Below are 22,693 nucleotides of genomic sequence, written 5' to 3' on the forward strand. Positions count from 1 at the left end.
CGAGGAGGCGGCCCGCCCCTTCGTCGCGTTGCGCGGAGTTTCGAAACCTCCCCGAACAAGGGGGCGCGCACCCGTTCATTCGCTGTGATGCTTCATCCGGCGCGAGACCGACTCGCAGGAATGCGAGACGACGATGATCGCGACGAAGAAGACCTGGCGGGGCGTGGCTCTGGCCATCGCCATCGCCGTGGGAACGACCGCAGCCGCGGGTGCTCCGGCGCCCGCGCACGCTGCCAGCACGATCGCGTTCACCGCGAGCTCGGCGCCGGTCATCTCCGGCTCAGCGACGGTCGGCTCGACCCTGACGGTCGCCACCGGCTCCTGGACTCCCGCGCCGACGGCCTTCGCCTTCAAGTGGTGGTCCGACGGTGTCGCGGTATCGGGCGCGACTGCCTCCACATACGCAGTCCGGACCGCGGATGTGGGCAAGCAGATCACGGTGACGATCACCGGCTCGAAGTCCGGCTACACGTCGCTGTCCCGTTCGAGCGCTGCCACGGCGCGCGTGACGGGGCCCGCTCCGTCCACGTTCCCCGCGCCCTCCGTCTACTACGAGCGCGAGGAGGCGTCGCTGGAACCCGAGCCCACGGTTCAGGTGCAACTACTCCCGAATTACGGCGGACTTGACGTTCAGGACGGCTCCTTCGAATACGAACTCGACGGGTCGGGCGTCTGGGTGTCGTCGGTGTACTTCTCCGTCGACATCGACTGGCACATCATCGAGCTGCCTGCGGGCGAGCACTCCATGCGCTGGCGCACCGCGGGGACGGTGAACGGGAAGACGGTCGTCGGCGCGACATCCGCATGGGAGTCGATCGTCTCCCGTGGGTTCCCGACGGAGACCCAGCCGACGGCGAAGGTCTCCGGATCGTCCGTGACCTTCACCTGGGATGCCCGCGATGCGTTGAACGGCAACTCCGGAGCGAAGGGCGTCTACTACGGGTTGTACGGCGTCCCCGAGCTGGAAGTCGACCGTGTGAACGCGCCCATCGCAGGCTCCATCACGTTCGACATCGGATATGCCAAGACGGTCAACTTCTACATCACCTTCGCCGAACTGGGCGACAACGCCGGCTGGGGTGAGGTCAGCGCGACGACCGGCCCGAAGCCGTCGGCGACGCAGCTCCTCACGTCCACGCCGGCGCCGTCCATCATCGGCACCGCGAAGGTCGGCAACATACTCACGGCGCGGACGAGCACGTGGGAGCCGAAGCCGGTCACCCTGAGCTACCAGTGGAACCGCAACGGCAACGCGATCGTGGGAGCCACCAACCCGACCTACACGGTCGTCCCCGCGGACGCCGGGACGCAGATCACGATCTCCGTGACGGGTGCCAAGGCAGGCTTCACCTCGGCCACGAAGACCTCGGCCGCGACGGCCCGCGTGCCGCAGCCGGTCATCACGGGCGTCGCACCCACCGTCTCCGGCGTATTGAAGGTGGGACAGACGCTCACCGCGAAGGCCGGCGCCTGGGCGCCGCAGCCCGTGACCGTGACGTACCAGTGGAAGCGCAACGGCGTCACGATCCCCGGTGCGACGGCGACGACGTACTCGCTCGTCGCGGCCGACAAGGGCGCGACGATCACCGTCGCCACGACAGGCACCAAGGCCGGGTACCCGTCGCTCGTGAAGACGAGCGCGGGGAAGAGGATCGCCTGATCCTCGTCGTCCGGCGCTGGAGCACGGAGGAGGGGCGGGTCGCCGAGGAGGCGGCCGCCCCTTCGGCGTGCCCGGGGTCAGGCGCTGGCGGACTCGCGGGCCGCGTCCGTCGGCCCCAGCAGCGGCGCCCGCGGATCCACCAGCACCGAGCGCGCCGCAGCGCCGAAGCCGCGCATCGCCCGCCGCCAGTACGTCCGCGGCGCGACCCCGCAGGCACGGAGGGCCGCGCGGTGGTCGACGACGATCACCGTCGCAGCCCCCGCCGCGACGACCGTCCACGCGCCGCCGATGAGCGCGCGCAGGGGAGCGGGGGTGTCGCGGAAGCCCGTGCGCAGGCGGTCGATCTGGAAGCGGACGTGGTTCCGCTCGTCCTCGGCGATGCGCTGACCGAGGGCGCGCAGCGCGGGATCCGGAGCGTGGTCGGCGAGGGCGTGGAAGTAGCCCGTCGCGACCGTCTCCGCGATGAGGAACAGGCTGATCTCCGTCCGCAGCCCGATCAGGTGCCGCAGCCGGGTGAAGGCCGCGTCCGTCCAGTGCGCGGGGAGCGCGGGCGCGTCAAGGTGCTCGAGCGCGCGGAGGAAGAGCGCCGCGTGCTTCTGCTCCTCCTGCACGAGAAGCGCGAGCGCGTGCGTGTAGGCGGGATCGCCCGCGTCGGTCGCCATGCGCAGGAGGTGCACGCCGTCGCCGCTCTCGCCGAGCGCGAACCGCTGGAAGGAGCGGACGAACGCGCGGCGGGTGCGAGCGTCCATCGGCGAGGGCGTGCCGGACGGGATCAGCTCCTCGGGGCTCAGGTGCCGGTCGGCGTTGGCGTGGAAGTGGGCGATCCAGCCGGCGGCGGTCGCCATGCGGGTCGCGCCCGCCGCGAGCGGGCGGGGGGCGGGGTGCGCTGTGCTCTGCGTGATCGAGGTCATTCCCTCACGCTAGGAACGGGTGCCCGACGACCTCGCCGGGCGCAGGGGGGACCTCGGGGGTCACCGCGCCGTATCCCGCGGCGCCCGCGTGGGCCGCGAGGCGGACGCGACTACCTCCTCCGCCCGACGGCTCCCCGGCGCTGGCGGCCTGCGCACCGCGTGTCCCATCCGGTGACGCTTCGCCCGCGCGGCGTGATCGCCGCCGTCCGTGGCTCATGATGGGGATGCGCGCTCCGCCGGATGAGCGGTGCGCGCCCCGACCGCGAGTCCGGCCACGACGACGACGTCGCGACCCGGATCGACTCCGCGACACCGCCCCGGCCCGCCGCCCCCGCGGACCATCCCGAGCCCCGGCGGCACCCCCGCCCGCACCGAGCGGGGCGCCCACGAGAGGAACCACCATGAGCATGGAAGGCGTCGCCTGGAGCTCGCTCTACAAGATCTCGAGCGCGCGGGACGGCCGGAACGGCATCTCCCGCGAGTCCGTCCGCCGGATCCTGACGTTCGCGGTGCCGTACCGGGCGAAGCTGGTGCTCTTCATCGCGCTGTCCGTCGTCGGCGCGTTCCTCGCGGTGGCGACCCCGGTGCTCGCCGGCCAGGTGGTCGACGTGATCGTCGCCCGGGGCGAGGTCGCCACGATCATCCGGCTCGCCGTCGTCATCGCCCTCGTGGCCGTGGCCGACGCCGGCGTCTCGCTCGTGACCCGCTGGTACTCGGCGCGCATCGGCGAGGACGTGATCCTCGACCTCCGCACCGCCGTGTTCGACCACGTCCAGAAGATGCCGATCGCGTTCTTCACCCGCACGCGCACGGGCGCCCTCGTGAGCCGCCTCAACAACGACGTGATCGGCGCGCAGCAGGCCTTCAGCGGCACGCTGTCGGGCGTGGTCACGAACCTCGTGGCGCTGATCCTCACCCTCATCGTCATGCTCAGCACCTCCTGGCTCGTGACGGTGCTCGCGGTGATCATGCTCCCCGTGTTCCTCGTGCCCGCGCGCCGCATGGGCGGTCGCCTCGCCGCGCTGCGCCGCGAGGCCGCCGACCACAACGCCGCCATGAGCACGCAGATGACCGAGCGCTTCTCGGCGCCCGGCGCGACCCTCGTGAAGCTGTTCGGCCGGCCCGACGAGGAGTCCGCGGAGTTCCGCGTCCGTGCCGCCCGCGTCCGCGACATCGGGGTCCGCACGGCGATGCTCCAGTTCGTCTTCGTCACCGCGCTGACGCTCGTCTCCGCCCTCGCCCTGGCGCTCGTGTACGGGCTCGGCGGCGTCCTCGCGCTCGGCGGCCAGCTCGACACCGGCGACGTGGTCACCCTGGCGCTCCTCCTCACCCGCCTCTACGCGCCGCTGACCAGCCTCGCGAACGCGCGGGTCGAGATCATGAGCGCGGTGGTGAGCTTCGAGCGCGTCTTCGAGGTGCTGGACCTCGAGCCGCTCATCCGGGAGAAGCCCGACGCCGCCCTCGTGCCCGACGGCCCGGTGTCGGTGGACTTCGACGACGTCCGCTTCGCCTACCCGTCCGCGGACAAGGTGTCCCTCGCCTCCCTCGAGGAGGTGTCCACGCTCGACACCCGCGGCGGCGAGGAGGTGCTGCACGGCATGTCCTTCCGGATCGAGGCGGGGCAGACCGTCGCCCTCGTCGGCACGTCGGGCGCCGGCAAGTCCACGATCGCGCAGCTCCTCTCGCGCCTGTACGACGTCGACAGCGGCGCCGTGCGCCTCGCGGGGACGGACGTGCGCGACGTCACCTTCGCCTCCATGCGGCACACCCTCGGCATGGTGACCCAGGACGGCCACCTGTTCCACGAGACGATCCTGTCCAACCTGCGCCTGGCCAGGCCGGACGCGACCGACGACGAGGTATGGGACGCCGTCCGGCGCGCGCGGCTCGAGCCCCTCATCCGCTCCCTGCCGGACCAGCTCGACACGATGGTGGGGGAGCGCGGCTACCGGCTGTCCGGCGGCGAGCGCCAGCGGATGACCATCGCGCGGCTGCTGCTCGCCCGTCCCCGCGTCGTGATCCTCGACGAGGCGACGGCGGCGCTCGACTCGACGTCGGAGGCGGCCGTGCAGGCCGCGCTGAGCGAGGCGCTCGAGGGGCGGACAGCCCTGGTCATCGCGCACCGCCTCTCCACCATCCGCAGCGCGGACATGATCCTCGTGGTCGAGGGCGGCGCGATCGTCGAGCGCGGCACGCACGACGAGCTGCTGGCCGCGGCCGGCCGGTACGAGGAGCTGCACCGGACGCAGTTCGCGGTGCCGAAGGACGTCGCGGCGGAGGAGGGGGGCGGGGCTGACCCGGGCTCACCTCACCCGAACACCCTCCGCACCACCTCGTGCTCCTGCTCGAGGCCGTCCCACTCGTCGGACCCGTCGGGGCGGGTCGACTCGTTGACCATCGCGAGCGCGCCCGCGTAGCCGGCGTCCTGGAGCACGCGGAGGGAGCGGGCGTAGTCGGCGTCGTCGAGGCGACCGCCCGCGTCGCGGTGTGCCTTCGCATGGCAGGTGACGGCGTGCGGCGCGATGCGGGCGAGCTGCTCGTGCTTGTCGGGCATCGTCCAGTTGCCGAGGTCGATGAGGAGGCGCACGCCGTCGGTGTCGGCCAGGAGCGAGAGCACGGCGTCCGCGTCGGGCAGCAGCTCGCGCCAGTTCTCGGTCACCACGGCCACGCCCGGGTGCGAGGACGCCAGACGCGACAGGCGCCGCGCGCTCGCCCCGAGCGTCTCCGGCGTCGGAGCGCTCCGACCGGCGACGACGCGGGCGTGGTGCGCGCCGAGCGTCTCGGCGTCGTCGAGGTGGCCGGAGATCCACCGCTCGTGCAGGTCGGCGTCGGTCGGATGCGTGAGGTCGGCGTCGTCGACGAGGAACGCGTCCAGCGTGATCCCGGACGCCGCGAGCGACGCCCGCAGCTCCGCGAGGTACCCGGCGTCCCGCGTGGGCAGCTGGAAGTGGGTGATCTGCACGGCCCGGTAACCGCGGCGGGCGAGCTCGGCGGGCAGGTCGAGGAGGTCGAGCGCGCCGGCGGCGCGGGTGACGGCGCCGGATCCGTCCGGGCCCGGGACCCGCGGATGCCCGAGCGTCCCGTCGAGGGACCAGGCGTGGACGGCCTTGTCGGTGGGGCCGACGGCGTCCGTCCGGCGCATCATCGGACGGCTCCGGTCGGGTCGATGGCGATGGCGGTCATGCGGCCTCCCGGGTCGCCCGCATCGGCGCGGGGCATGCGTACGATCGTAGGCGCGGGCATGCCGCGTCGTCACGGCCGATCTCGGGTCCCGATCACGCGGCGTACACCCAAAGCCCCGATCACCGCCGAACGAGGAGCGCCATGGACATCGTCGTCTGGAACGAGAACGTGCACGAGAGCCGGGGTGACGCGACCGTCCTGTCGCACTACCCGGACGGGATCCACGCGGTCGTCGCCGACGGCCTCCGCGAGCTGCTCGGCGACGACGCGAACGTGACCACGGCGACGCTGCAGGAGGATCAGCACGGCCTCACCGAGGAGCGTCTCGCCGCCACCGACGTCCTCTCCTGGTGGGGCCACGTCGCGCACGGCGAGGTGTCCGACGAGGTCGTCGCGCGCGTGATCCGCCACGTCCACGCCGGCATGGGCCTCGTCGTCCTGCACTCCGGCCACTACTCGAAGGTCTTCACGCGCCTCATGGGCACGACGTGCTCGCTCAAGTGGCGCAACGACGGCGAGCGCGAGCTGGTCTGGACCATCGCGCCGCAGCACCCGATCGCCGCCGGGATCCCGCACCCCATCGTCATCGACCGCCAGGAGATGTACGGCGAGCAGTTCGACATCCCGCGCCCCGACGAGGAGGTGTTCCTCTCCACGTTCGCCGGCGGCGAGGTCTTCCGCTCGGGCGTCGCGTACCACCGCGGCCGCGGCCGGGTCTTCTACTTCTCGCCGGGCGACCAGGAGTACCCCGTGTACCACCACCCCGACATCCGCCGCGTGCTCGCGAACGCCGCCCGCTGGGTCGCGCCCACCCAGGGCCGCGCCGACCTGACGGCCGACGAGCACCCGCGCGACTGGTTCCTCGCCCGATGAGCGCCGCCGATCGGGCAGGTTCAGCGGCGACGCCCGCCGTGCCCGCGACCCCGGCCGCGCCCGCCGCTCCTGCTTCCCCCGGGGCGGCGCCCGCTCCGACCCCGCCCGCCTACGGCGGCCCCCGGGTCCGCGTGATCCACGTCGGCCTCGGCGGCTGGGGCGGCGACTGGGCGCGCAACGCCGTGCCGGCCGTCGCCGAGATCGAGGTCGCCGCGATCGTGGATCCCAGCGAGCCCACCCGCGAGAGGGTGCGCGCGCTGCTCGGGCTCCCCGCGGAGGCCGCATTCGCCACGCTCGCCGACGCGCTCGCCGCGGTGGAGGCGGACGCCGTCATCGTCACCGCGCCCGCCGTCACGCACGCGCCGCTCGCGCTCGAGGCGCTCGAGGCGGGCAAGCACGTGATCGTCGAGAAGCCCTTCGCGAACTCGACCGCCGAGGCCGCCGCCGTCGTCCGGCGCGGCGAGGAGCTCGGCCTCGTCGTACAGGTCAGCCAGAACTACCGCTGGTACCCGGCGCCGCGGCGCGTGCGCGAGCTGCTCGCGGCCGACGCGCTCGGCGAGGTCGCGACCATCGAGATCGACTTCCGCCAGTGGGACAACGACGAGCCCGACGACTACCCGCACTACCGGTTCCCGCAGCCGATCATCAACGACATGGCGATCCACCACTTCGACCTGATCCGCATGATCACCGGTCGCGAGGCCGTCCGCGTGTTCGCCCGCACCAGCCGCCCGTCGTTCAGCCACTACCGCGACCCGGCTGTCGCCTCCATGGTCATCGAGCTGGAGGGCGGCCTGATCGTCGACTACCGCGGCAGCTGGCTGCACCGCGGACCCGCGACGCCGTGGGCGGGCGAGTGGCGCATCTCCGGCGAGGACGGCGAGCTGACCTTCACGAGCCGCGGCGAGGGCGTCTCCTCCGACCGGGTCGGGATCCGCGACGCCGACGGCGCCGAGCGCGAGTTCGACCTCGAGACGCTGCCGCTCATCGGCCGCGCCGCGGGCCTCCGCGCATTCGCCCTCTCGATCCTCGGCGGCCCGCCGCCCGAGACCAGCGGCCGCGACAACCTCGGCAGCCTCGCGCTGATGGAGGCCGCCGGCCGCTCGGCCGCATCAGGCCGATTCGAGGAAGTCGTGGATCCGGTCGCCTAGGGCGCTACTTGCTGCAGTAGCTGTGCTGGATCTGCGGCAGCGTCACGTGCCAGATCCTGTCCTGATTACGCACGCACTCGAGGAGGAGCACGAAGACGGCTGCACCGGCAACGAAGATGGCAGCGGAGGCGACCGCGCACCACAAGACCCCGCCGGCGGCGCAGGCGGCCGAGATGGCCAACCCGACGGTCGTGGTCGCACCACTGCCCGCTATCCCTGCCCACAGCGGCACGTTCACGGTGGTGGTGCCGGAGAAGAAGTGCTTGACCTTGCGGAACGCCTTCTTGAACGAGAACTTCGAGGCGGTGATGCCGTCACTTGCAGCAGTGTGTGCATTGATGGCCGGGGCGTCGACCGTGCCGTGCTCGCGGAGTTCCTGCACCTCGGCGGTCGCCTGGCGTGTGAGCTCCGACCTGTTCAAGGGCGCGGTCTCCTGTGCAGACGATCGGGCGGCGATGTTCGCGTCGACGAGCTGGTCGATGGTGACGCGGCCGGAGAGGATGTCCTGCTCCACCGTGCCACGGGCGACGGAGTCGGTGAGCGACGCCTCGGCCGCGCGCGCGGACTGGGGAACGACGGCGAGCGACGCGACGACGGTGACGGCGGCGGCGACAGCGACGAGGGGCAGCGCACGGCGCAGGCCGCGGGGTCGGCCCGACGTCCCGTGACGTGGCGTGTCGCGGAGTGAGGACGGGCGGAAGAGGGCGGAGGGCATGAGGGATCCTTTCGCAAGAGGGGATGTGATGGGCACCACGCAGGGAACGAGTGGCAGAGAGGGCGCTGTGGGGGTCGGACGCACGCCTACGGTAGGCCGCGCGCGGAGGGCTGTGGGCGGCTCTCCCCAGGGCGTTGTCGATGGAGATGACGCCTGCGGGGTGGTGCCGCCCTACCGCGGCGACGGGATCCGCGCTGGGACCGGGAATTCCCGGGCGACGTCCCGCATTGTGGTCCCCAGGGCCCGAGGGTGTGCCCGCATCCCGCTTCCTCCTCACGAAAGGTTCGGTCCTCTCATGACCCTCACCGAAGACACCACCACCCCCGCATCCACCGCCCGCACCGCCGACACCGCCGTGCCGATCGTGCGCGAGCTCGACACCCGCTGGAGCCCGCGCTCCTTCGACAAGGAGGCCACCGTCTCCGACCAGCAGCTCGACGCGCTGCTCGAGGCCGCGCGCTGGGCGCCGTCCGGCAGCAACCAGCAGCCGCGCCGCTTCATCGTCGCCCGCCGCGGCACGCACGCGTTCGACACCATCGTCGACGCGCTCGTCGGCTTCAACGCCGCGTGGGCCGTGAACGCGTCCGCGCTGATCGTCGCGATCGCCGAGACGTCGACCGTCGAGGGGGAGAAGCGCCCCTACGCCGCGTACGACCTCGGCCAGGCCGTCGCCCACCTCTCCGTGCAGGCGCAGGCCGAGGGCCTGCACACGCACCAGATGGCCGGCGTCGAGTTCGACAAGCTGTCCGCCGCGTTCGACCTGCCCGAGAACCTCCAGCCGCTCACGGTCACCGCCGTCGGTACGGTCGCCCCCGCCGACGCGCTCGAGGGCCCGCTCGCCGAGCGCGAGACCGCGCCGCGCACGCGCCTGCCGCTCTCCGAGCTGGTGCTCGTCCGCGAGTAGTCACACCCCGCACGCCAGCGGCCGCCGACCCTCGGGTCGGCGGCCGCTCGCGCGTGGCGGGGAGAGCGCGTCAGCCGCCCAGCACCCGCCCGACGAGGTCCTGCACGAACGGGATCGCGTCCTGCACCTGGTCGACGCTCGCGATGGTGGTGGCGACGAGCGGCCACGCGGATCCGACGAGGGTCGCGACCACCGCCGACACCGCGGCGATCCACGCGACGCGGCCGTCCCGGGTGCGGGTGGAGATCACGAGCATCACGACCGCGACCACCAGCGACACCCCGACGCCGAGCGCGATGAGGGTCACGGGCACGTCGAGCTGACCGGCGGTCGCCGCGTCCGCCGCGCCGATGAACCCGAGCACGGGCAGCAGCACCACGACGACCACGACCGCGCTCACGATGGCGCCGGTGAGCGTCGCGGCCCAGACGGCCCGCGGACGCCGGCGACGCACGGCCCCATGCACGCGCGCACTCATCGTCCGGCCTCGTCTCGGGATCCTCGGGTCGTCTCTCGCATGGCTCGTTCCTCCTGGTCGGTGACGGCGGTCCGTCTCCCAGTGGACGAGACGGGTGCGCGCGGCGTCCTCCCGGTCCAGCGGGTGCACAGCGGGCGGGCCGGATGCTTCGGTCGGCGGACATGCCGGCCGCCGCCGCGTCGCCCGCCCGGCATCCCGCGCGCCTCCGCCGCGCCTCCGCCGCGCTGAGGGCGGATCCCCGGCCGGCCGCGGCGACTCGCGTAGTGTCCGACGGGCGACCCGCGACCCGGAGGTCGGCCCCCGCCGCCCGAGCTGTGCCGTGCTGTCGCGCATCCCGCGAACACCGTCCCCGACACGAGCCGGAGCCCCCATGACCGAGATCCTCGACTACGTCCGCACCTGGCTCGACCACCGCGTCTGGCAGACCCGCGTCCCCGGCGCCCAGGTCGCCATCGCCCGGCACGGGGAGGTCGTGCTGTCGGAGGCGTTCGGCGTCGCGGATCCCATCACCGACGCGCCGCTCACCCCCGCGCACCTGTTCCGGGTGGCGTCGCACTCGAAGACGTTCACGGCCACCGCCGTCCTCCAGCTCGTCGAGCAGGGCGCCCTCCGCCTTGACGACACGCTGGGCCAGCACGTGCCCGAGCTGGCGGAGGCGGGATCCGAGCTCGCCGGCGTCACCATCGCCGCCCTCCTCGAGCACGGCGCGGGAGTGCTCCGCGACGGCCCCGACGGCGACTTCTGGCAGCACTCGGGTCCGTTCCCCGACCGCGCGCACCTCCTCGCGATCGCGACCGCGCCCGGCGTCGCCAAGGTCGCGCCCGACACCGCGTTCAACTACTCGAACGTCGGCTACTCGCTGCTCGGCCTCGTCGTCGAGTCGGCGTCCGGCCTCTCCTTCGCCGACTATCTCGCCGAGCGGATCGCCGCGCCGCTGGGCCTCCGCGACACCACTGCCGAGTACGTCCCCGCGCGCGCTGACGAGTACGCGGCTGCCGCGACCTCGCTCCGCACCTCGCGCGAGCGCACCGTGATCCCGCATGTCGACACGCGCGCGATGGCCGCCGCCACGGGCGTCACGAGCACCGCGTCCGAGCTCGTCGCCTTCTTCTCCGCGCTCGTGCTGCCGGACGACGAGCGGCTCATCTCGGCCGCGTCCAAGCGCATCCAGCAGCGGCCGCGCTACACGACCAGCGCGGACCCGGCCGGCACCCGCCGCTACGGCTACGGCCTCATCATCGAGCGCGTCGGATCCGGGGCGCACGAGGCCACGGTCGTCAGCCACTCGGGCGGGTACCCGGGCCACATCACGCGCACGGCGGTGGATCCGGCGAGCGGCTGGGCGGTCACCGTCCTCACCAACGCGATCGACGGCCCGGCGGCCGCGCTCAGCACGGGCATCCTCGAGCTCCTGCTCGCCGACTCGGCGGCCACCGACGCGGAGCGGGCCGCGGTCGACGCGCCCTTCACGGGCCGCTTCGCCAACGTGTGGGGACTGCAGGACTTCCAGGTCGTCGGCGACCGCTTCCTCCGCATCGACCCGACCGCGGAGCACCCGCTCGACTCCGTCGACGTGCTGGCGCGCACGGGCGACTCCTCGGCGCGCATCGTCGAGGGCGACGGGTTCGGATCCGTCGGCGAGGAGGTCACGGCCGAGCGCGCCGCCGACGGCAGCGTCGACCGGATCCGCGCGGGCGGCGGCATGACGCTCGAGGCCTGGACCCGGGTGATGGTGCCGCGGTCGCGCGGCTGAGGCGCCGGCTGCTCGTCTCAGCGGCGGCCTGCGCGTCCCGCTGCCGCAGGGGGCTGATCACGTCGGCGGCTGATTCGCTCTCGTCCTGTTCCGCGTCCATCGCCGGATCAGCGCGGCGCTGGTGCACACGGCCGCGATCACACTCAGGGTCAGCGCATCCACATGACCGCCCAGGAGCATGAAGACGACCGTGGAGATGAGGAAGGCGAACGCGGTAGCGATGGCGGCTCTCAGGTTCCTAGCCATTCGTCGGACCCAGCCAGCCGAGCGCCAGGCTGACACCGACGGAAGTCACGACTGAGCAGGTGAGACTGTTACTCGCGCACCAGTCTTGGGCGGCTTGATACCCCCGCTCTATGGCAGCCCATGCGTCTTGCCCTGGCCCCTTGAGGTACAAGAGGACAGTGGGTTGATCGCCACGGACGTCGTAGACCGTGTAATCGCTATGGCAGTCACTTGGATTTCTGTCCTTGAAGTTCTCTTGACCGCAGATTGCCGTGATGTACCAGGGCGTCGTACCACCTCCTCCTTCTCCCCCCGCGGGCGGAGGGGCATCGAGATGAGCGACTTCATGCGCCTGCGCGGCGGTAGCGGTGGTCATCGGAGCGATGGACAGGAGAATCGCGGCAGCGATGGAGCAGGTGCGTCGCGTCGGAGCGTGCATGGTGCTTCCCTTCTCGCGGGGGCTCGGATGCTTCATCCGAGCAGAGTCCTGGACAGAAGGCAACGTGTGGATGACTCCAGCGTCAATGGGTGCCGAGTGGTGAAGCTTCTTCTTTTGTCGTCGTCTGCAAGCAGGTCCTGGGCATGACTCGCGCTGTGGAATCGGGGCGCCGTGATGCGGGCATGAGGCGTCGAGCCGGTCCCATCGGGTCCATACCGCAGCGGCAGGACAGAGCTTGGCGAAGGCGCCGGTCAGGTGGCGAGGCGCGGCAGGCGGCGCCTGCCGCGCGCGGCCTGCGGGGATGACGATCTCGCCCGCGACAGCCAGGCCGCCGAGATGGCGAGGTTCTGGGCGCTGACGCAAGGGCCGCCGGGAACGATTTCTCCGCCTCGCCGGACGTCCATGCGGGGTTCACCCGGCGGAGGCCGTGCGGCCACGGCCCCTCCCTAGGGTGCGGGAGGCCGATCGGCCGACGACTCCACGGAAGGCACCATCATCACCGCCATCACGACCGTCCGCCCGCGCGCCCGCGTCGCCGCGCTCCTCTCCGCCGCCGCGATCCTGGCGGTCGTGCTCGCGGGCCCGGGCGCGTCCTCGGCCCAGGCGGCGACCTCGCCCGCGCCCTTCGGCCAGGCCACGATCGACCACGTCTACGCGTCCGACGCGACCTACGACTTCGTCCCCATGCTCGACGCGTTCCCGGCGCTGAAGAGCGGCCGGCCGGACATCATGCAGCTCAACGACGACATGACCGTGCAGATCAACCAGAGCGCTCCGAAGGCGCAGTCGGACCGCGCGATCATCGACCAGTACGCCGACATGTCCGTGTCGATGTCCGACGGCCTGGGTGCCCGCCTCGGCGCGATCTACAAGGCCGCGCGCGACGCCGGGCAGCTGCCGAAGACGGCGGCGCTGCTCAACAAGGAGAACGGCCTCGTGGGCCGCGGCGGGTCGACGGGCCCGGCCAAGAACCACTACGCGAACCCGCGCCCCTACGTCCGCTTCCCCGAGCGCCTCCAATACCGCGACAAGCCCGGCGGCAACGCGTGGGCCGGGCAGGACGGCTCCTACCCGAGCGGCCACACGTCGCAGGCGTTCTGGCAGGGCGTCTCGCTCGCGACGATGCTGCCGGAGCTCGCCCCGCAGATCCTCGCCCGCGCGTCCGACGCCGGGAACAACCGCATCGTCATGGGCGCGCACTACCCGCTCGACGTGATGGCCGGTCACATGATGGGCCAGAAGATCGTCCAGCGCCGCTGGGCCGACCCCGAGTTCCGCGACCTCTACGCCCAGGCCACGACGGAGCTGCGGCAGGTGCTCGAGGACGGATGCGGCGCGACGCTCGCGGTCTGCATCGCCGCGGACACCCCCTACCTGCCGACCGACCAGGCGCTCGCGGTCTACCGCCAGCGGCTCACCTACGGCTTCCCGCTCGTGGGCCAGGCCGGGCAGCCGATGACCGTGCCGGACGGCGCCGAGTCGCTCCTCCGCACCAGCCACCCCGACCTCACCGACGCGCAGCGCCGCCAGGTGCTGGCCCTCACCGCGATCGACTCGGGCGAGCCGCTCGACCTCGGCACGGCCGGGAGCTGGGAGCGCATCGACCTCGCGGCCGCGATGACCGCGAAGATCACCGTCGCGGCCGACGGCACGGTGTCCCTCGCGGGCGCCGCGACCGTGGATCCCTCGCCCGGCCCGGCCGCCTCGTCCACCCCCGCGGATCCCGGCGCGACGACACGTGGATCCGCCGCCGCGGCGCACCCCGCGACCCGCGGCACCGCGCACGCCGCGACGCTCGCCCGCACCGGATCGGACCTCGCCCCCGGCGCCGTCACCGCGGCCATCGGCCTGCTGGTCGCCGGCGGGGGACTGGTGCTCGTGCGTCGGCGCCGCCGCGCGCGGGGCTGACCCGACCGGATCCGGACGCGCGGAGGGGCGGGTGGCCGATGCCATTCGCCTCTCGTCATCATCCCGCGTGATCCGCGGGGGCGCTCCTACGCCGCGTCGACCAGCTTCCGCGACGCTCGCCGTCTGCATCGCGAAGGACAAGCCGTACCTGTCCACGAAGCAGGCGCTCAAGGTCTACGAGCAGCGCATGAGCTACGACTTCCCGCGCGTCGGCGACAAGGGCCAGCCGATGACGGTGCCCACCGGCGCCGAGTCGCTCCTCATCACCAGCCACCCCGACCTCACGCCCGAGCAGCGCCGCCAGGTGCTCGCGCTCACCGCGATCGACTCGGGCGAGCCGCTCGACGAGGGCACCGAGGGCAGCTGGCAGCGCATCGACCTCCCGGCCGCGATGGCCGCGCAGGTGGTCGTGACCGCCGACGGCACGGTGTCGCTGGTGAAGCACGGGAAGCGCTGACCGGAGCCGGTTCCGCACGGGTGAGGGGCGGGTGGCCGATGGCCACCCGCCCCTCTCGTCGTCCCGCGAGATCCGCGGCGCCGCGCGCTACTCCGCGTCGACCAGGTTCCGCCGCGCGTCCGGCACGCAGTGCGTCAGCACCAGGCCCGTGACGTCGCGCGGACCGTTGTGCCCCAGGTTCGCGAGGCGGGCCAGCTCGTCCTCCGACAGCGTCTGCGACTGCAGCGGCGGCAGGTCCTTGACCTCGTCGAGCGTGATCCCGAGGCCGTCGCCCACGCGCTGGCCCAGCTCGTCCTCCACCAGGTACAGGTGCCAGACCATGCGCTCCTGCACGCCGCGCGAGCCCTGCCCGATGAGCTCCACGAAGTTGGCCACCAGGTCGTCGCGCTCCCACTGCTCCATCAGATAGGTACCGCTGGCCGGCCTGCGTGTAGTCGTCGGTGCGGGGGATCCGCTTCCGCGTGAGGCGTCCCGTGATCTCCGGCCCCTGCTCGTCAATCGTCGCGTACCGCCCCTCGCGGAGGCCGCCGTCGATGGAGGGCTCGTAGTTCACGTGCGGGTTCTGGCCGCCGTGATCCTGGTGGAACGTCATCTGCCCGTCGCGCTGGTTCGTCGCCACCTTCGCGTGCTGCGGCGCGTTCACCGGCAGCTGCAGGTAGTTCGGACCAACGCGGTACCGCTGCGCGTCCGAGTAGGAGAACGTGCGGCCCACGAGCATCTTGTCGTCGGAGAAGTCGAGGCCGTCCACGAGCACGCCGGTGCCGAAGGAGAGCTGCTCGTTCTCGGCGAAGTGGTTCGTCACGTTCCGGTCGAGCACCATCTTGCCGACGGTCTTCGGCGGGAAGTCGTTCTCGGGCCAGAGCTTGGTGTCGTCGAGCGGGTCGAAGTCGAGCTCCGGGTGGTCGTGATCGTCCATCAGCTGCACGCGCAGCTCCCACTCGGGGAAGTCGCCGCGCTCGATGGCGTCGAAGAGGTCCTTCGAGGCGTGGCCGGTGGAGAAGCGGATCGCGACGTCGGTGCGCTTGCCGGCCTCCTGGAAGAGCCTCGCTCGCGTGTAGCGGGAGACGGGCTCGTCGCCCCACGTGTGCCGGTGGCCTCGAAGTAGCCGAACGCGACGGCGCCGCGCGCGTGCACGACGCGCTCCGGGATCCGCTCGCGGTCGAAGTGGCTGATCTTCTCGAGGAACTGGTAGTTCTCCAGCGTCGCGGGGCCGCGGTCGCCCACGGTGCGGGTGTTCTGGTTGTCGTGGACGGGGTGGCCCTGGCGGTTCGTGAGGACCTCGCGGTCGTCGCCCTGCTCGGGGCCCTGGGAGGAGACGTCGGTCATGGTCGTTCCTTTCGTCGTCGTCCCTCTCACCCTGCCGAGGGGTGCGCGACACGCCCAGGGGCACGGCGACGACTCGGAGGATCAGCCGGGTCGTGCGATGGATCCGCGCCGGCGTCGCACGAGGCCGGCGGCGACCACGATCCCGCCGACGAGTGCGAGGGTCGCGGCGATGGCGAGGTTCTCCGCGAGGGAGTTGACCCCGATGCCGGCCGTGCGGACGGCGCCGAGCGCCTCGGGAGCGGGATCGGGGGAGGCGGGGTCGTCGGTCGCGGGGGCCTCCGCTGCCGCCGGTGCGGGATCCACATCCGCCACCAGCTCCGGCGTCGTCCCCGGCGCGACCCGGTGCCCGGTCGCCTGCTCGTACGCGTAGGCCATCGCCAGCAGGTCGCCGTCGCGGCTGCGGGGTGCGGCGAGCTCGAGGCCGACGGGAGCGCCCGCCGACGTGAAGCCGGCGGGCACGGAGATCGTGGGGATGCCCGTGTTGGCGCCGATGTCGCAGAAGGTGGTGCCCGCCCAGGTCGCCGTGGCGCTGGTCGCGCTCGTCGGCATGGCGAGCGCGTTGACGCCGTGCTCGACGAAGAACGCGTCCATCGCGGCCTTGCCCGCGTCCTGCTCCGCGATCGCTGTCTCGTAGTCGGGGTTCGGGACGTCGCGCTGGCCGAGGAAGTGGGCGATGTCTCCGTCGGTGAGCGCGCTCGGCCGGTCGGCCATCACGTCGGCGAACGACAGGACGTCGGCCGGATCCGAATGGGCCGCGACGCGCGCCGGCCAGGTCGCGGGCGTCTCGCGCAGGAAGCGGTCGATGGACGGGCGCATGTCCATCCAGCCGCCGCTCTGCAGCGTCCCCTCCACGAACTCGCGCGTGAGCGGCACGTCCACCACCTCGGCGCCCTGAGCCTCGAGGTCGCGCACGGCCTGCTCGATCGGCGCGGTCGTCTCGGCGAGGCCCGGCTTCTCGGGATCCTCCTCGAACGCCCAGCGCACCACGCCGATCCGCTTGCCCGCCAGCGCGTCCGTCCGGAGGCCCGCGACGTAGGCGTCGGTGGGCTGCGGGGCGGCGATCGCGGTGAGCGGATCCGCGGGGTCCGGCCCCGCGAGCACCTCCATGAGGAGCGCGGCGTCGGCGACCGTGGTGGTGAGGGGGCCCACGACGTCCTGCCGCGGCGAGAGCGGCATGACGCCGGCCGTGCTCGTGAGGCCCATCGTCGGCCGGAAGCCCACGAGGCTCTGGTGTGCGGCCGGCCCGAGGACGGATCCGCACGAGTCGGTGCCGAGGCCCGCCGGCGCGTAGGACGCCGCGCCCGTCCCGCCGCTGGATCCGCTCGCGCTCCACGACAGGTCGTACGGGTTCGCGGTGCGCCCGCGCGCGGAGCCCAGCGTGTACGTGCCGTGCCACGCGAACTCCGACATGTTCGTCTTCGCGAGGATGATCGCCCCGGCCGCCCGGAGCCGGGCCACGACGGTCGCGTCGTCGGCCGTGCGGTAGTCGCGGAGCACGGCGCTGCCTGCCGTGGTGGGCATGTCGGCGGTCGCGAGGTTGTCCTTCACCACCACGGGCACGCCGTGCAGCGGACCGCGGACGGTGCCATCGGCGCGCTCCGCGTCGAGCTCGGCGGCCGTCTCGAGCGCCCGCTCGTTCGTCGTGATGACGGCCTTGAGGCCCTTCCGGTCGCCGCGCGGATCGTCGTACTCCGCGATGCGCGCGAGGTAGGCGCGGGTCAGCTCGACCGACGTGGTGCCGCCCGACGCGAGGAGCGCGGCGGCGTCCGCGAGCGTCAGGCCGACGACGGGAGGGGCGGTCACCGAGGCGTCCGGCGCGCTGGCAGATGCGGGGTCTGCGGCGCCGAGGCCGACGCCGCCCAGCGTGAGCGCCCCCGCGAGCGCCCCGGTCGCGAGGCGGCGGGCGCCCGGGGCGGCCGTGCCGCGGATCCGCGTGCGGGGGCGTCGACGAGCGGGCATGCGGATCCGTCCAGCCGGGGGAGAGGGGTCTCCCCAGTCTGTGAAACGGGTGTTGCGGCGGCGTTTCGGGCCCGGGACGATCCGGGGTCGCCGCCGGTCGGTCGGCGCGCGGGCGGGGTGCCCACCGGCCGGATCAGCGCTGCTTGGGGAACACGATCCACAGGATCAGGTAGAGCAGCACCTGCGGACCGGGCAGCACGATGGAGATGACGAAGATCAGCCGCACGAGGAACGCGCTGATGCCGAATCGGTTCGCGAGGGCGGCGCAGACGCCGGCGATGATCTTCCCGCGACGGGGACGCATGAGGGTGGCCATGCACCGAGCATGGCAGGCGCGGATCCGGTGCCGCCGGGTGGCCGTCCCGACCGGCGCGCGAACGGCTCCCCGTGAGTTCTCGCCCCTGACGCTTTGCGTGCAAACCGATGGTGCGATACTCGAACGGTCGAGCCGGGCTCGGCGTCTCCCCGCGACGCGGCGGGCCCGGGCATCCCGTGCCCGAGGAGCCGCCGACGACCCGACCAAGTGGGGAGGACGGGATGGAGCAGCACCGTTCGGCCCTGCCCGTGCGCGTCGTCGCCGCCTTCCACGCCGCCCCGAGCCGCGCCGCCGGCGTCGAGCTGCTGCTCGCCGCGCTCCTCGACGCGTCGTCCGCGACGGGCGCGGCCGTGGTCCTGCCGCGCGCGTCCGAGATCGCGACCGCGGGGGAGTCCGGCACCGTGCTCGGCGCGCTCCTCGCGGCGGGCCCGGCACCCGACGGATCGGGGGTCCTGCTCGTCGCGATGGAGGACGGCGCCGACGCGAGCCCGGGTTCCGGCGGCGCCGTCGCGCTGCACCGCGCGACCGGCACGCTCGACGCGGCCGATCGCGCCGTGGCCGAGGAGGTCGCCGTGCACGCCCGCATCGCGCTCGCCGCGTGGGACGCCGCGGAGGACCTCGCCCTCGGCCTCGCGTCGCGGTCCGTCATCGGGCAGGCCCAGGGGATCCTGATGGAGCGCTTCTCGCTCGACGCCGACCGCGCGTTCCAGGTGCTCCGCCGCTACTCGCAGGACGGCAACGTGAAGCTGGTCGAGGTCGCGCGCCGTGTCGTGCAGACGGGCGCGCTGCCCGGCGCCTGAGCAGATCCGGTGACGCGAAGGCCCCGGCCTCATGCCGTGCGGCGGCCGTCCTCGCGCACGCGGATCGGCGACACGGCGGCCAGCGGCGCCACCTCCGGCAGGGCCTCGGCCTCTCCGCGCGTCAGCTCGGCGCGCAGGGCCCCGAGGATGCGCGCCAGCAGCCGCGAGACCTGCATCTGCGTCACGCCGAGCTCGGCCGCGATCTCCGACTGGCTGCACTCGTCGACGAAGCGCAGGTGCAGGATCCGCCGGTCGCGATCGCTGAGCACCCCGCGCGCCGCGTCCAGCAGCACGGTGCGCTCGGCGCGCGCGTAGCCGGGGTCGTCGGTGCCGATCGTGTCCGCGAGCGAGGTGCCCTCGTCCTCGTGCACCGTGAAGTCGAGGGACGCGGGCCGGAGGCTGGAGTGCGCCGCGAGCGCCTCGGCGACCTCCTCGCGCGCGTGCCCGGTGTGCGCGGCGAGCTCGGCGTCGGTGGGCGTGCGGCCGAGGCGCTGCGTGAGCGCGGGCACGACCGCGAGCAGCGCGTGCCGCAGCTCCTGGACCTGCCGCGGCGGGCGGATCACCCACCCGTTGTCGCGCAGGTGGCGCTTGATCTCGCCGGAGATGGTGGGGATCGCGAACGACACGAAGGGCGCGCCGAACCCCGGGTCGTAGCGGCGCGCGGCCTTCACGAGGCCGAGGTAGCCGACCTGGCGCAGGTCGCTCCAGTCGTGGGCGCGGCCCGAGTGCTGGCGGGCGAGCTGGTCGGCGAGCTCGAGGTGGTCGAGCACGATCTGGTCGTGCAGGCGGCGGCGCTCGGCGTCGCCGGCGGCATCCTCGGCCGCGGCGGCGGCGCGCACGAACCGGTCGTGGGTCACGCGGCGCTTCTCGTCGCGCGCCGCCGTGAGGTCGTGCGCGAGCGGCGTCGGGCGGGGGAGCGGGGTCGTCCGCGGGAGGGCCGACGCGGATCCGCGGGGGGAGGATCCGCGCGAGGCGGGCGGGGCGGCGGCGAGGGCGCGCGTGCGCAGCGTTCCGGTCACTCAGGACCTTCCGGACTCGTGTCGGATGCGGCACGCTGCTTGACCGCTCCTCCAGAGAAGCACTGCTTCTCATACCTGCCTAGGTCCTCCGATCACTTCTCCTCGGCGCTTCTCCCGCTTCTCCGCGGGCCGGGCGTGTCGACCGTCCGCGGATCCGCACCAGCACGGAGCAGCGCCCCACGACGGGGGCGCGGCCCGCCCGCCGGTAGGCTCGATCCCCGTTCCCCGAGCCGCCACCACCGAACGGACGCCCCATGAGCCTGTTCCGCACGAAGAGCATCGAGTCGTCGCTTGCCGACGCCGCGGGAGGCGAGCGCAGCCTCACCCGCTCCCTCGGCACGTGGGACCTCATGCTCATGGGCGTCGCCGTCGCGGTCGGCGCCGGCATCTTCTCCGTCGGCGCGAAGGCCGCCGGGAACTACGCGGGCCCGTCGGTGACGCTCGCGTTCGTGCTCGCCGCCGTCACGTGCGGCCTCGCGATCATGTGCTACGCCGAGTTCGCGTCCGCGGTGCCCGTCGCGGGCAGCGCGTACACGTTCACCTACGCGACCATGGGCGAGCTGCTCGCGTGGATCATCGGCTGGGACCTCATCCTCGAGATGCTCACGGCGGCCGCGGTCATCGCGAAGTACTGGGGCATCTACCTGGAGTCCGCGCTGAAGCTCGCCGGGCTCGACATCCCTTCCACCATCACGGTCGCCGGCCTCGGCATCAGCTGGGGCGCCGTGCTCATCACCGCGATCTTCACGGTGCTGCTGGTGCTCGGCACCAAGCTCTCCAGCCGCGTCTCGAGCGTCTTCACCGTCCTCAAGGTCGCGGTCGTCCTGTTCGTGATCGTCGTGGGCGCCTTCTACGTCAGGCCTGAGAACTACTCGCCGTTCATCCCGCCGCAGCGGCCGACCGAGGGCGGATCCGCCGACGTCTGGACCCAGTCCCTCTTCTCCTGGGCGAGCGGCCAGGAGCCCACGCAGTACGGCCTCTACGGCCTGCTCGCGGGCGCCTCGCTCGTGTTCTTCGCGTTCATCGGCTTCGACGTCGTCGCCACGAGCGCCGAGGAGGTGAAGGACCCGCAGCGCACCCTGCCGCGCGGCATCTTCGCGGGCCTCGCGGTCGTCACGGTGCTCTACGTGCTCGTGACCCTCGTGCTCACCGGAATGGTGCCGTACACGGTGCTCGCGGATGCGAAGGAGCCGTCGCTCACGACCGCGTTCACCGCGGTCGGCGCCGGATGGGCGGCGCAGGTCATCTCCATCGGCACGCTGCTCGGCCTCACCACCGTGCTCATGGTGCTGCTGCTCGGCCTCGCCCGCGTCGTCTTCGCCATGAGCCGGGACGGCCTGCTGCCGCGCGGCCTCAGCCGCACCTCGGCGAAGCGCCGCACGCCCGTGCGGGTGCAGATCATCGCGGGCGTGGTCGTCGCGGCCCTCGCCGGGTTCACCGACGTGGGCGTGCTCGAGGAGATGATCAACATCGGCACGCTCTCCGCGTTCGTGCTCGTGAGCATCGGCGTGATCGTGCTGCGCAAGAAGCGCCCCGACATCCGCGCGTCGTTCCGCGTGCCGCTCATGCCGTGGCTGCCGATCCTCTCGGCCGTGCTGTGCGTGTGGCTGATGCTCAACCTCACGACGCTCACGTGGGTGCGCTTCCTCGTCTGGCTCGCGCTCGGCTTCGCCGTCTACTTCCTCTACGGACGCCGCCACTCGCTGGTCGGCAAGGAGGAGGCGCGGATCGCGGCGGGCGGGGAGCCGGCGCCCGAGCTGCCGTCGGCGTCGACGCCGCGGGACTGATCCTCGCGCGTCAGGTCTGGCAGCGCGGGCACCAGTAGGTGACCCGGTCCTGCGCGCCCATGCCGGGACGCACCGGGTCGCCGAGCTGGCCCTGCTGGATCCGCGTGCCGCACCGCAGGCACGGCTTGCCCTTGCGTCCGTAGACCCAGTCGGTGCGGCCGCGGCGGAGGTCGCCCGTGGTGGTGCGCTCGATGCGGTCGCGGTTGGCGCGCATGGTGCGGCGCGCGAGCGCGACCATCGCGGGCAGGTCCGGCACCTCGCGCACCGGCCGCGTGGGGAGCACGCCGCGCAGGAAGCAGAGCTCGGCCCGGTAGACGTTGCCGATGCCGGCGGCGTTCCGCTGGTCGAGCAGCGCCAGCCCGATGGCCCGTTCCGGCAGCGCGGAGATGCGGCGCACGATCTCCTCGGCTGCCGCGTCGCCCCAGTCCGGCCCGAGGATGTCCGGCCCCAGGTGCCCGACGACCGTGTGCTCCTGGTCGCGCGGGATCACCTCGAGCACCCCCAGCGAGAACCCCACCGTGATGCGCTCCGCCGTCTCGAGCACGACGCGCGCCTCGAACGACGGCCGCCGCCACGCGGTGCCGTGCTGGTAGATGTGCCAGGAGCCCTCCATCTTGAGGTGGCTGTGGATCGTGAGGTCGCCGACCCGGTGCAGGATGTGCTTCCCGACGCTCACCACCTCGTCCACCTCCTGGCCCGCGAGGTCGAGCGTCGCGAACTTGGGCACGCGGAAGTCGCTGCGCGTGAGCACCTGCCCGCCGATCGCCTCGTGCAGGTGCGCGGCGGTGCGGTACACGGTGTCGCCCTCAGGCACGCGCGGATCCCGTCA

General features: G+C 73.0%; 21 protein-coding genes and 1 pseudogene. 10 read left to right on the top strand and 12 right to left on the bottom strand.

Features of this window, described 5'->3' with window-relative positions; translation table 11 throughout:
- Positions 1–75: 75 nt before the first annotated feature.
- Positions 76–450, bottom strand: a complete 375-nt coding sequence (locus B5P21_RS02945; RefSeq protein ID WP_045529698.1) for a hypothetical protein — start codon at positions 448–450, stop codon at positions 76–78.
- On the opposite strand from B5P21_RS02945, the gene B5P21_RS02950 reads away from it, so the two are divergent.
- On the top strand, positions 440–1,660 hold the full coding sequence (locus tag B5P21_RS02950) for a hypothetical protein (protein WP_133064159.1): 1,221 nt from the start codon (positions 440–442) through the stop codon (positions 1,658–1,660). The two genes, B5P21_RS02945 and B5P21_RS02950, sit on opposite strands and share 11 nt — an antisense overlap.
- A 77-nt stretch (positions 1,661–1,737) precedes the next feature.
- On the opposite strand, the gene B5P21_RS02955 is transcribed toward B5P21_RS02950, so the two are convergent.
- Complete coding sequence (locus tag B5P21_RS02955) at positions 1,738–2,571, bottom strand: ferritin-like domain-containing protein (RefSeq protein WP_246865236.1); 834 nt, start codon at positions 2,569–2,571, stop codon at positions 1,738–1,740.
- 401 nt (positions 2,572–2,972) lie between these two features.
- On the opposite strand from B5P21_RS02955, the gene B5P21_RS02960 reads away from it, so the two are divergent.
- Complete coding sequence (locus B5P21_RS02960) at positions 2,973–4,988, top strand: ABC transporter ATP-binding protein (protein WP_246865237.1); 2,016 nt, start codon at positions 2,973–2,975, stop codon at positions 4,986–4,988.
- On the opposite strand, the gene B5P21_RS02965 is transcribed toward B5P21_RS02960, so the two are convergent.
- Positions 4,880–5,716, bottom strand: a complete 837-nt coding sequence (locus tag B5P21_RS02965) for a sugar phosphate isomerase/epimerase family protein (protein WP_045529696.1) — start codon at positions 5,714–5,716, stop codon at positions 4,880–4,882. The two genes, B5P21_RS02960 and B5P21_RS02965, sit on opposite strands and share 109 nt — an antisense overlap.
- A gap of 179 nt (positions 5,717–5,895) precedes the next feature.
- Between B5P21_RS02965 and B5P21_RS02970 the strand changes: the two genes are divergently transcribed.
- Positions 5,896–6,627, top strand: a complete 732-nt coding sequence (locus B5P21_RS02970; protein WP_094170745.1) for a ThuA domain-containing protein — start codon at positions 5,896–5,898, stop codon at positions 6,625–6,627.
- A complete protein-coding gene (locus B5P21_RS02975; protein WP_236688718.1) occupies positions 6,624–7,778 on the top strand; it encodes a Gfo/Idh/MocA family protein in 1,155 nt (384 codons plus the stop codon). The genes B5P21_RS02970 and B5P21_RS02975 overlap by 4 nt, the downstream gene beginning before the upstream one ends.
- Positions 7,779–7,782: 4 nt before the next feature.
- Here the strand turns inward: B5P21_RS02975 and B5P21_RS02980 are convergent, their stop codons facing one another.
- Positions 7,783–8,493, bottom strand: coding sequence for a hypothetical protein (locus tag B5P21_RS02980; RefSeq protein WP_094170746.1), 711 nt, complete (start codon positions 8,491–8,493; stop codon positions 7,783–7,785).
- A gap of 295 nt (positions 8,494–8,788) precedes the next feature.
- Here B5P21_RS02980 and B5P21_RS02985 point away from each other — a divergent pair, with 295 nt between their 5' ends.
- Positions 8,789–9,397 carry a nitroreductase family protein gene (locus B5P21_RS02985; RefSeq protein WP_045529692.1) on the top strand — a complete coding sequence of 203 codons (609 nt, stop codon included), beginning with the start codon at positions 8,789–8,791 and terminating at the stop codon, positions 9,395–9,397.
- 70 nt (positions 9,398–9,467) lie between these two features.
- Here the strand turns inward: B5P21_RS02985 and B5P21_RS02990 are convergent, their stop codons facing one another.
- A complete protein-coding gene (locus B5P21_RS02990; protein WP_246865238.1) occupies positions 9,468–9,863 on the bottom strand; it encodes a hypothetical protein in 396 nt (131 codons plus the stop codon).
- Between the two features lie 382 nt (positions 9,864–10,245).
- On the opposite strand from B5P21_RS02990, the gene B5P21_RS02995 reads away from it, so the two are divergent.
- The 3 genes from B5P21_RS02995 to B5P21_RS03010 all read left to right on the top strand — a co-directional run bounded on the left by B5P21_RS02995 (position 10,246) and on the right by B5P21_RS03010 (position 14,657).
- Positions 10,246–11,628, top strand: a complete 1,383-nt coding sequence (locus B5P21_RS02995; RefSeq protein WP_094170748.1) for a serine hydrolase domain-containing protein — start codon at positions 10,246–10,248, stop codon at positions 11,626–11,628.
- A gap of 1,234 nt (positions 11,629–12,862) precedes the next feature.
- A complete protein-coding gene (locus tag B5P21_RS03005) occupies positions 12,863–14,200 on the top strand; it encodes an acid phosphatase (protein ID WP_094170749.1) in 1,338 nt (445 codons plus the stop codon).
- A gap of 31 nt (positions 14,201–14,231) precedes the next feature.
- Entirely contained in the window at positions 14,232–14,657 is a 426-nt protein-coding gene (locus tag B5P21_RS03010) for a hypothetical protein (protein ID WP_236688715.1), read from the top strand.
- A gap of 87 nt (positions 14,658–14,744) precedes the next feature.
- Here the strand turns inward: B5P21_RS03010 and B5P21_RS17510 are convergent, their stop codons facing one another.
- The 5 genes and pseudogenes from B5P21_RS17510 to B5P21_RS03025 form a co-directional block, all read right to left on the bottom strand.
- Entirely contained in the window at positions 14,745–15,059 is a 315-nt protein-coding gene (locus B5P21_RS17510; RefSeq protein ID WP_172457242.1) for a catalase-related domain-containing protein, read from the bottom strand.
- Positions 15,060–15,249: 190 nt separating this feature from the next.
- Positions 15,250–15,663: pseudogene (locus tag B5P21_RS17515) on the bottom strand (catalase); the annotation flags it as partial.
- Complete coding sequence (locus B5P21_RS17520) at positions 15,573–15,983, bottom strand: catalase (RefSeq protein ID WP_172457241.1); 411 nt, start codon at positions 15,981–15,983, stop codon at positions 15,573–15,575. The pseudogene B5P21_RS17515 and the gene B5P21_RS17520, both read right to left, overlap by 91 nt.
- 81 nt (positions 15,984–16,064) lie before the next feature.
- Positions 16,065–17,942 (bottom strand): amidase, encoded by a 1,878-nt coding sequence (locus B5P21_RS03020; RefSeq protein ID WP_045529682.1) that lies wholly within the window; start codon positions 17,940–17,942, stop codon positions 16,065–16,067.
- 133 nt (positions 17,943–18,075) lie between these two features.
- Complete coding sequence (locus B5P21_RS03025) at positions 18,076–18,258, bottom strand: PspC domain-containing protein (RefSeq protein ID WP_094170750.1); 183 nt, start codon at positions 18,256–18,258, stop codon at positions 18,076–18,078.
- Between the two features lie 221 nt (positions 18,259–18,479).
- Here B5P21_RS03025 and B5P21_RS03030 point away from each other — a divergent pair, with 221 nt between their 5' ends.
- Positions 18,480–19,058, top strand: a complete 579-nt coding sequence (locus tag B5P21_RS03030; RefSeq protein ID WP_045529678.1) for an ANTAR domain-containing protein — start codon at positions 18,480–18,482, stop codon at positions 19,056–19,058.
- A gap of 29 nt (positions 19,059–19,087) precedes the next feature.
- Here B5P21_RS03030 and B5P21_RS03035 read toward each other — a convergent pair whose 3' ends face one another.
- Complete coding sequence (locus tag B5P21_RS03035; protein WP_045529676.1) at positions 19,088–20,077, bottom strand: sigma-70 family RNA polymerase sigma factor; 990 nt, start codon at positions 20,075–20,077, stop codon at positions 19,088–19,090.
- Between the two features lie 254 nt (positions 20,078–20,331).
- Here B5P21_RS03035 and B5P21_RS03040 point away from each other — a divergent pair, with 254 nt between their 5' ends.
- Entirely contained in the window at positions 20,332–21,864 is a 1,533-nt protein-coding gene (locus tag B5P21_RS03040; protein ID WP_045529674.1) for an amino acid permease, read from the top strand.
- A gap of 10 nt (positions 21,865–21,874) precedes the next feature.
- On the opposite strand, the gene B5P21_RS03045 is transcribed toward B5P21_RS03040, so the two are convergent.
- The gene (locus tag B5P21_RS03045) at positions 21,875–22,678 is read right to left on the bottom strand and encodes a DNA-formamidopyrimidine glycosylase family protein (RefSeq protein WP_094170751.1); all 804 of its coding nucleotides are present in this window, start codon (positions 22,676–22,678) and stop codon (positions 21,875–21,877) included.
- Positions 22,679–22,693 lie beyond the last annotated feature (15 nt).

It is taken from the genome of Clavibacter michiganensis subsp. insidiosus, from assembly GCF_002240565.1.
GTDB lineage: Bacteria > Actinomycetota > Actinomycetes > Actinomycetales > Microbacteriaceae > Clavibacter > Clavibacter insidiosus.

Excerpts from the sequence above, each read along its gene's own strand:
- B5P21_RS03025 (WP_094170750.1), bottom strand. The coding sequence starts at position 18,258 with ATGGCCACCCTCATGCGTCCCCGTCGCGGGAAGATCATCGCCGGCGTC.
- B5P21_RS02980 (WP_094170746.1), bottom strand. The coding sequence starts at position 8,493 with ATGCCCTCCGCCCTCTTCCGCCCGTCCTCACTCCGCGACACGCCACGT.
- B5P21_RS17510 (WP_172457242.1), bottom strand. The coding sequence starts at position 15,059 with ATGGAGCAGTGGGAGCGCGACGACCTGGTGGCCAACTTCGTGGAGCTC.
- B5P21_RS02965 (WP_045529696.1), bottom strand. The coding sequence starts at position 5,716 with ATGATGCGCCGGACGGACGCCGTCGGCCCCACCGACAAGGCCGTCCAC.
- B5P21_RS03020 (WP_045529682.1), bottom strand. The coding sequence starts at position 17,942 with ATGCCCGCTCGTCGACGCCCCCGCACGCGGATCCGCGGCACGGCCGCC.
- B5P21_RS02970 (WP_094170745.1), top strand. The coding sequence starts at position 5,896 with ATGGACATCGTCGTCTGGAACGAGAACGTGCACGAGAGCCGGGGTGAC.
- B5P21_RS03030 (WP_045529678.1), top strand. The coding sequence starts at position 18,480 with ATGGAGCAGCACCGTTCGGCCCTGCCCGTGCGCGTCGTCGCCGCCTTC.
- B5P21_RS02995 (WP_094170748.1), top strand. The coding sequence starts at position 10,246 with ATGACCGAGATCCTCGACTACGTCCGCACCTGGCTCGACCACCGCGTC.
- B5P21_RS02985 (WP_045529692.1), top strand. The coding sequence starts at position 8,789 with ATGACCCTCACCGAAGACACCACCACCCCCGCATCCACCGCCCGCACC.
- B5P21_RS17520 (WP_172457241.1), bottom strand. The coding sequence starts at position 15,983 with ATGACCGACGTCTCCTCCCAGGGCCCCGAGCAGGGCGACGACCGCGAG.
- B5P21_RS02960 (WP_246865237.1), top strand. The coding sequence starts at position 2,973 with ATGAGCATGGAAGGCGTCGCCTGGAGCTCGCTCTACAAGATCTCGAGC.
- B5P21_RS03040 (WP_045529674.1), top strand. The coding sequence starts at position 20,332 with ATGAGCCTGTTCCGCACGAAGAGCATCGAGTCGTCGCTTGCCGACGCC.
- B5P21_RS02975 (WP_236688718.1), top strand. The coding sequence starts at position 6,624 with ATGAGCGCCGCCGATCGGGCAGGTTCAGCGGCGACGCCCGCCGTGCCC.
- B5P21_RS02955 (WP_246865236.1), bottom strand. The coding sequence starts at position 2,571 with ATGACCTCGATCACGCAGAGCACAGCGCACCCCGCCCCCCGCCCGCTC.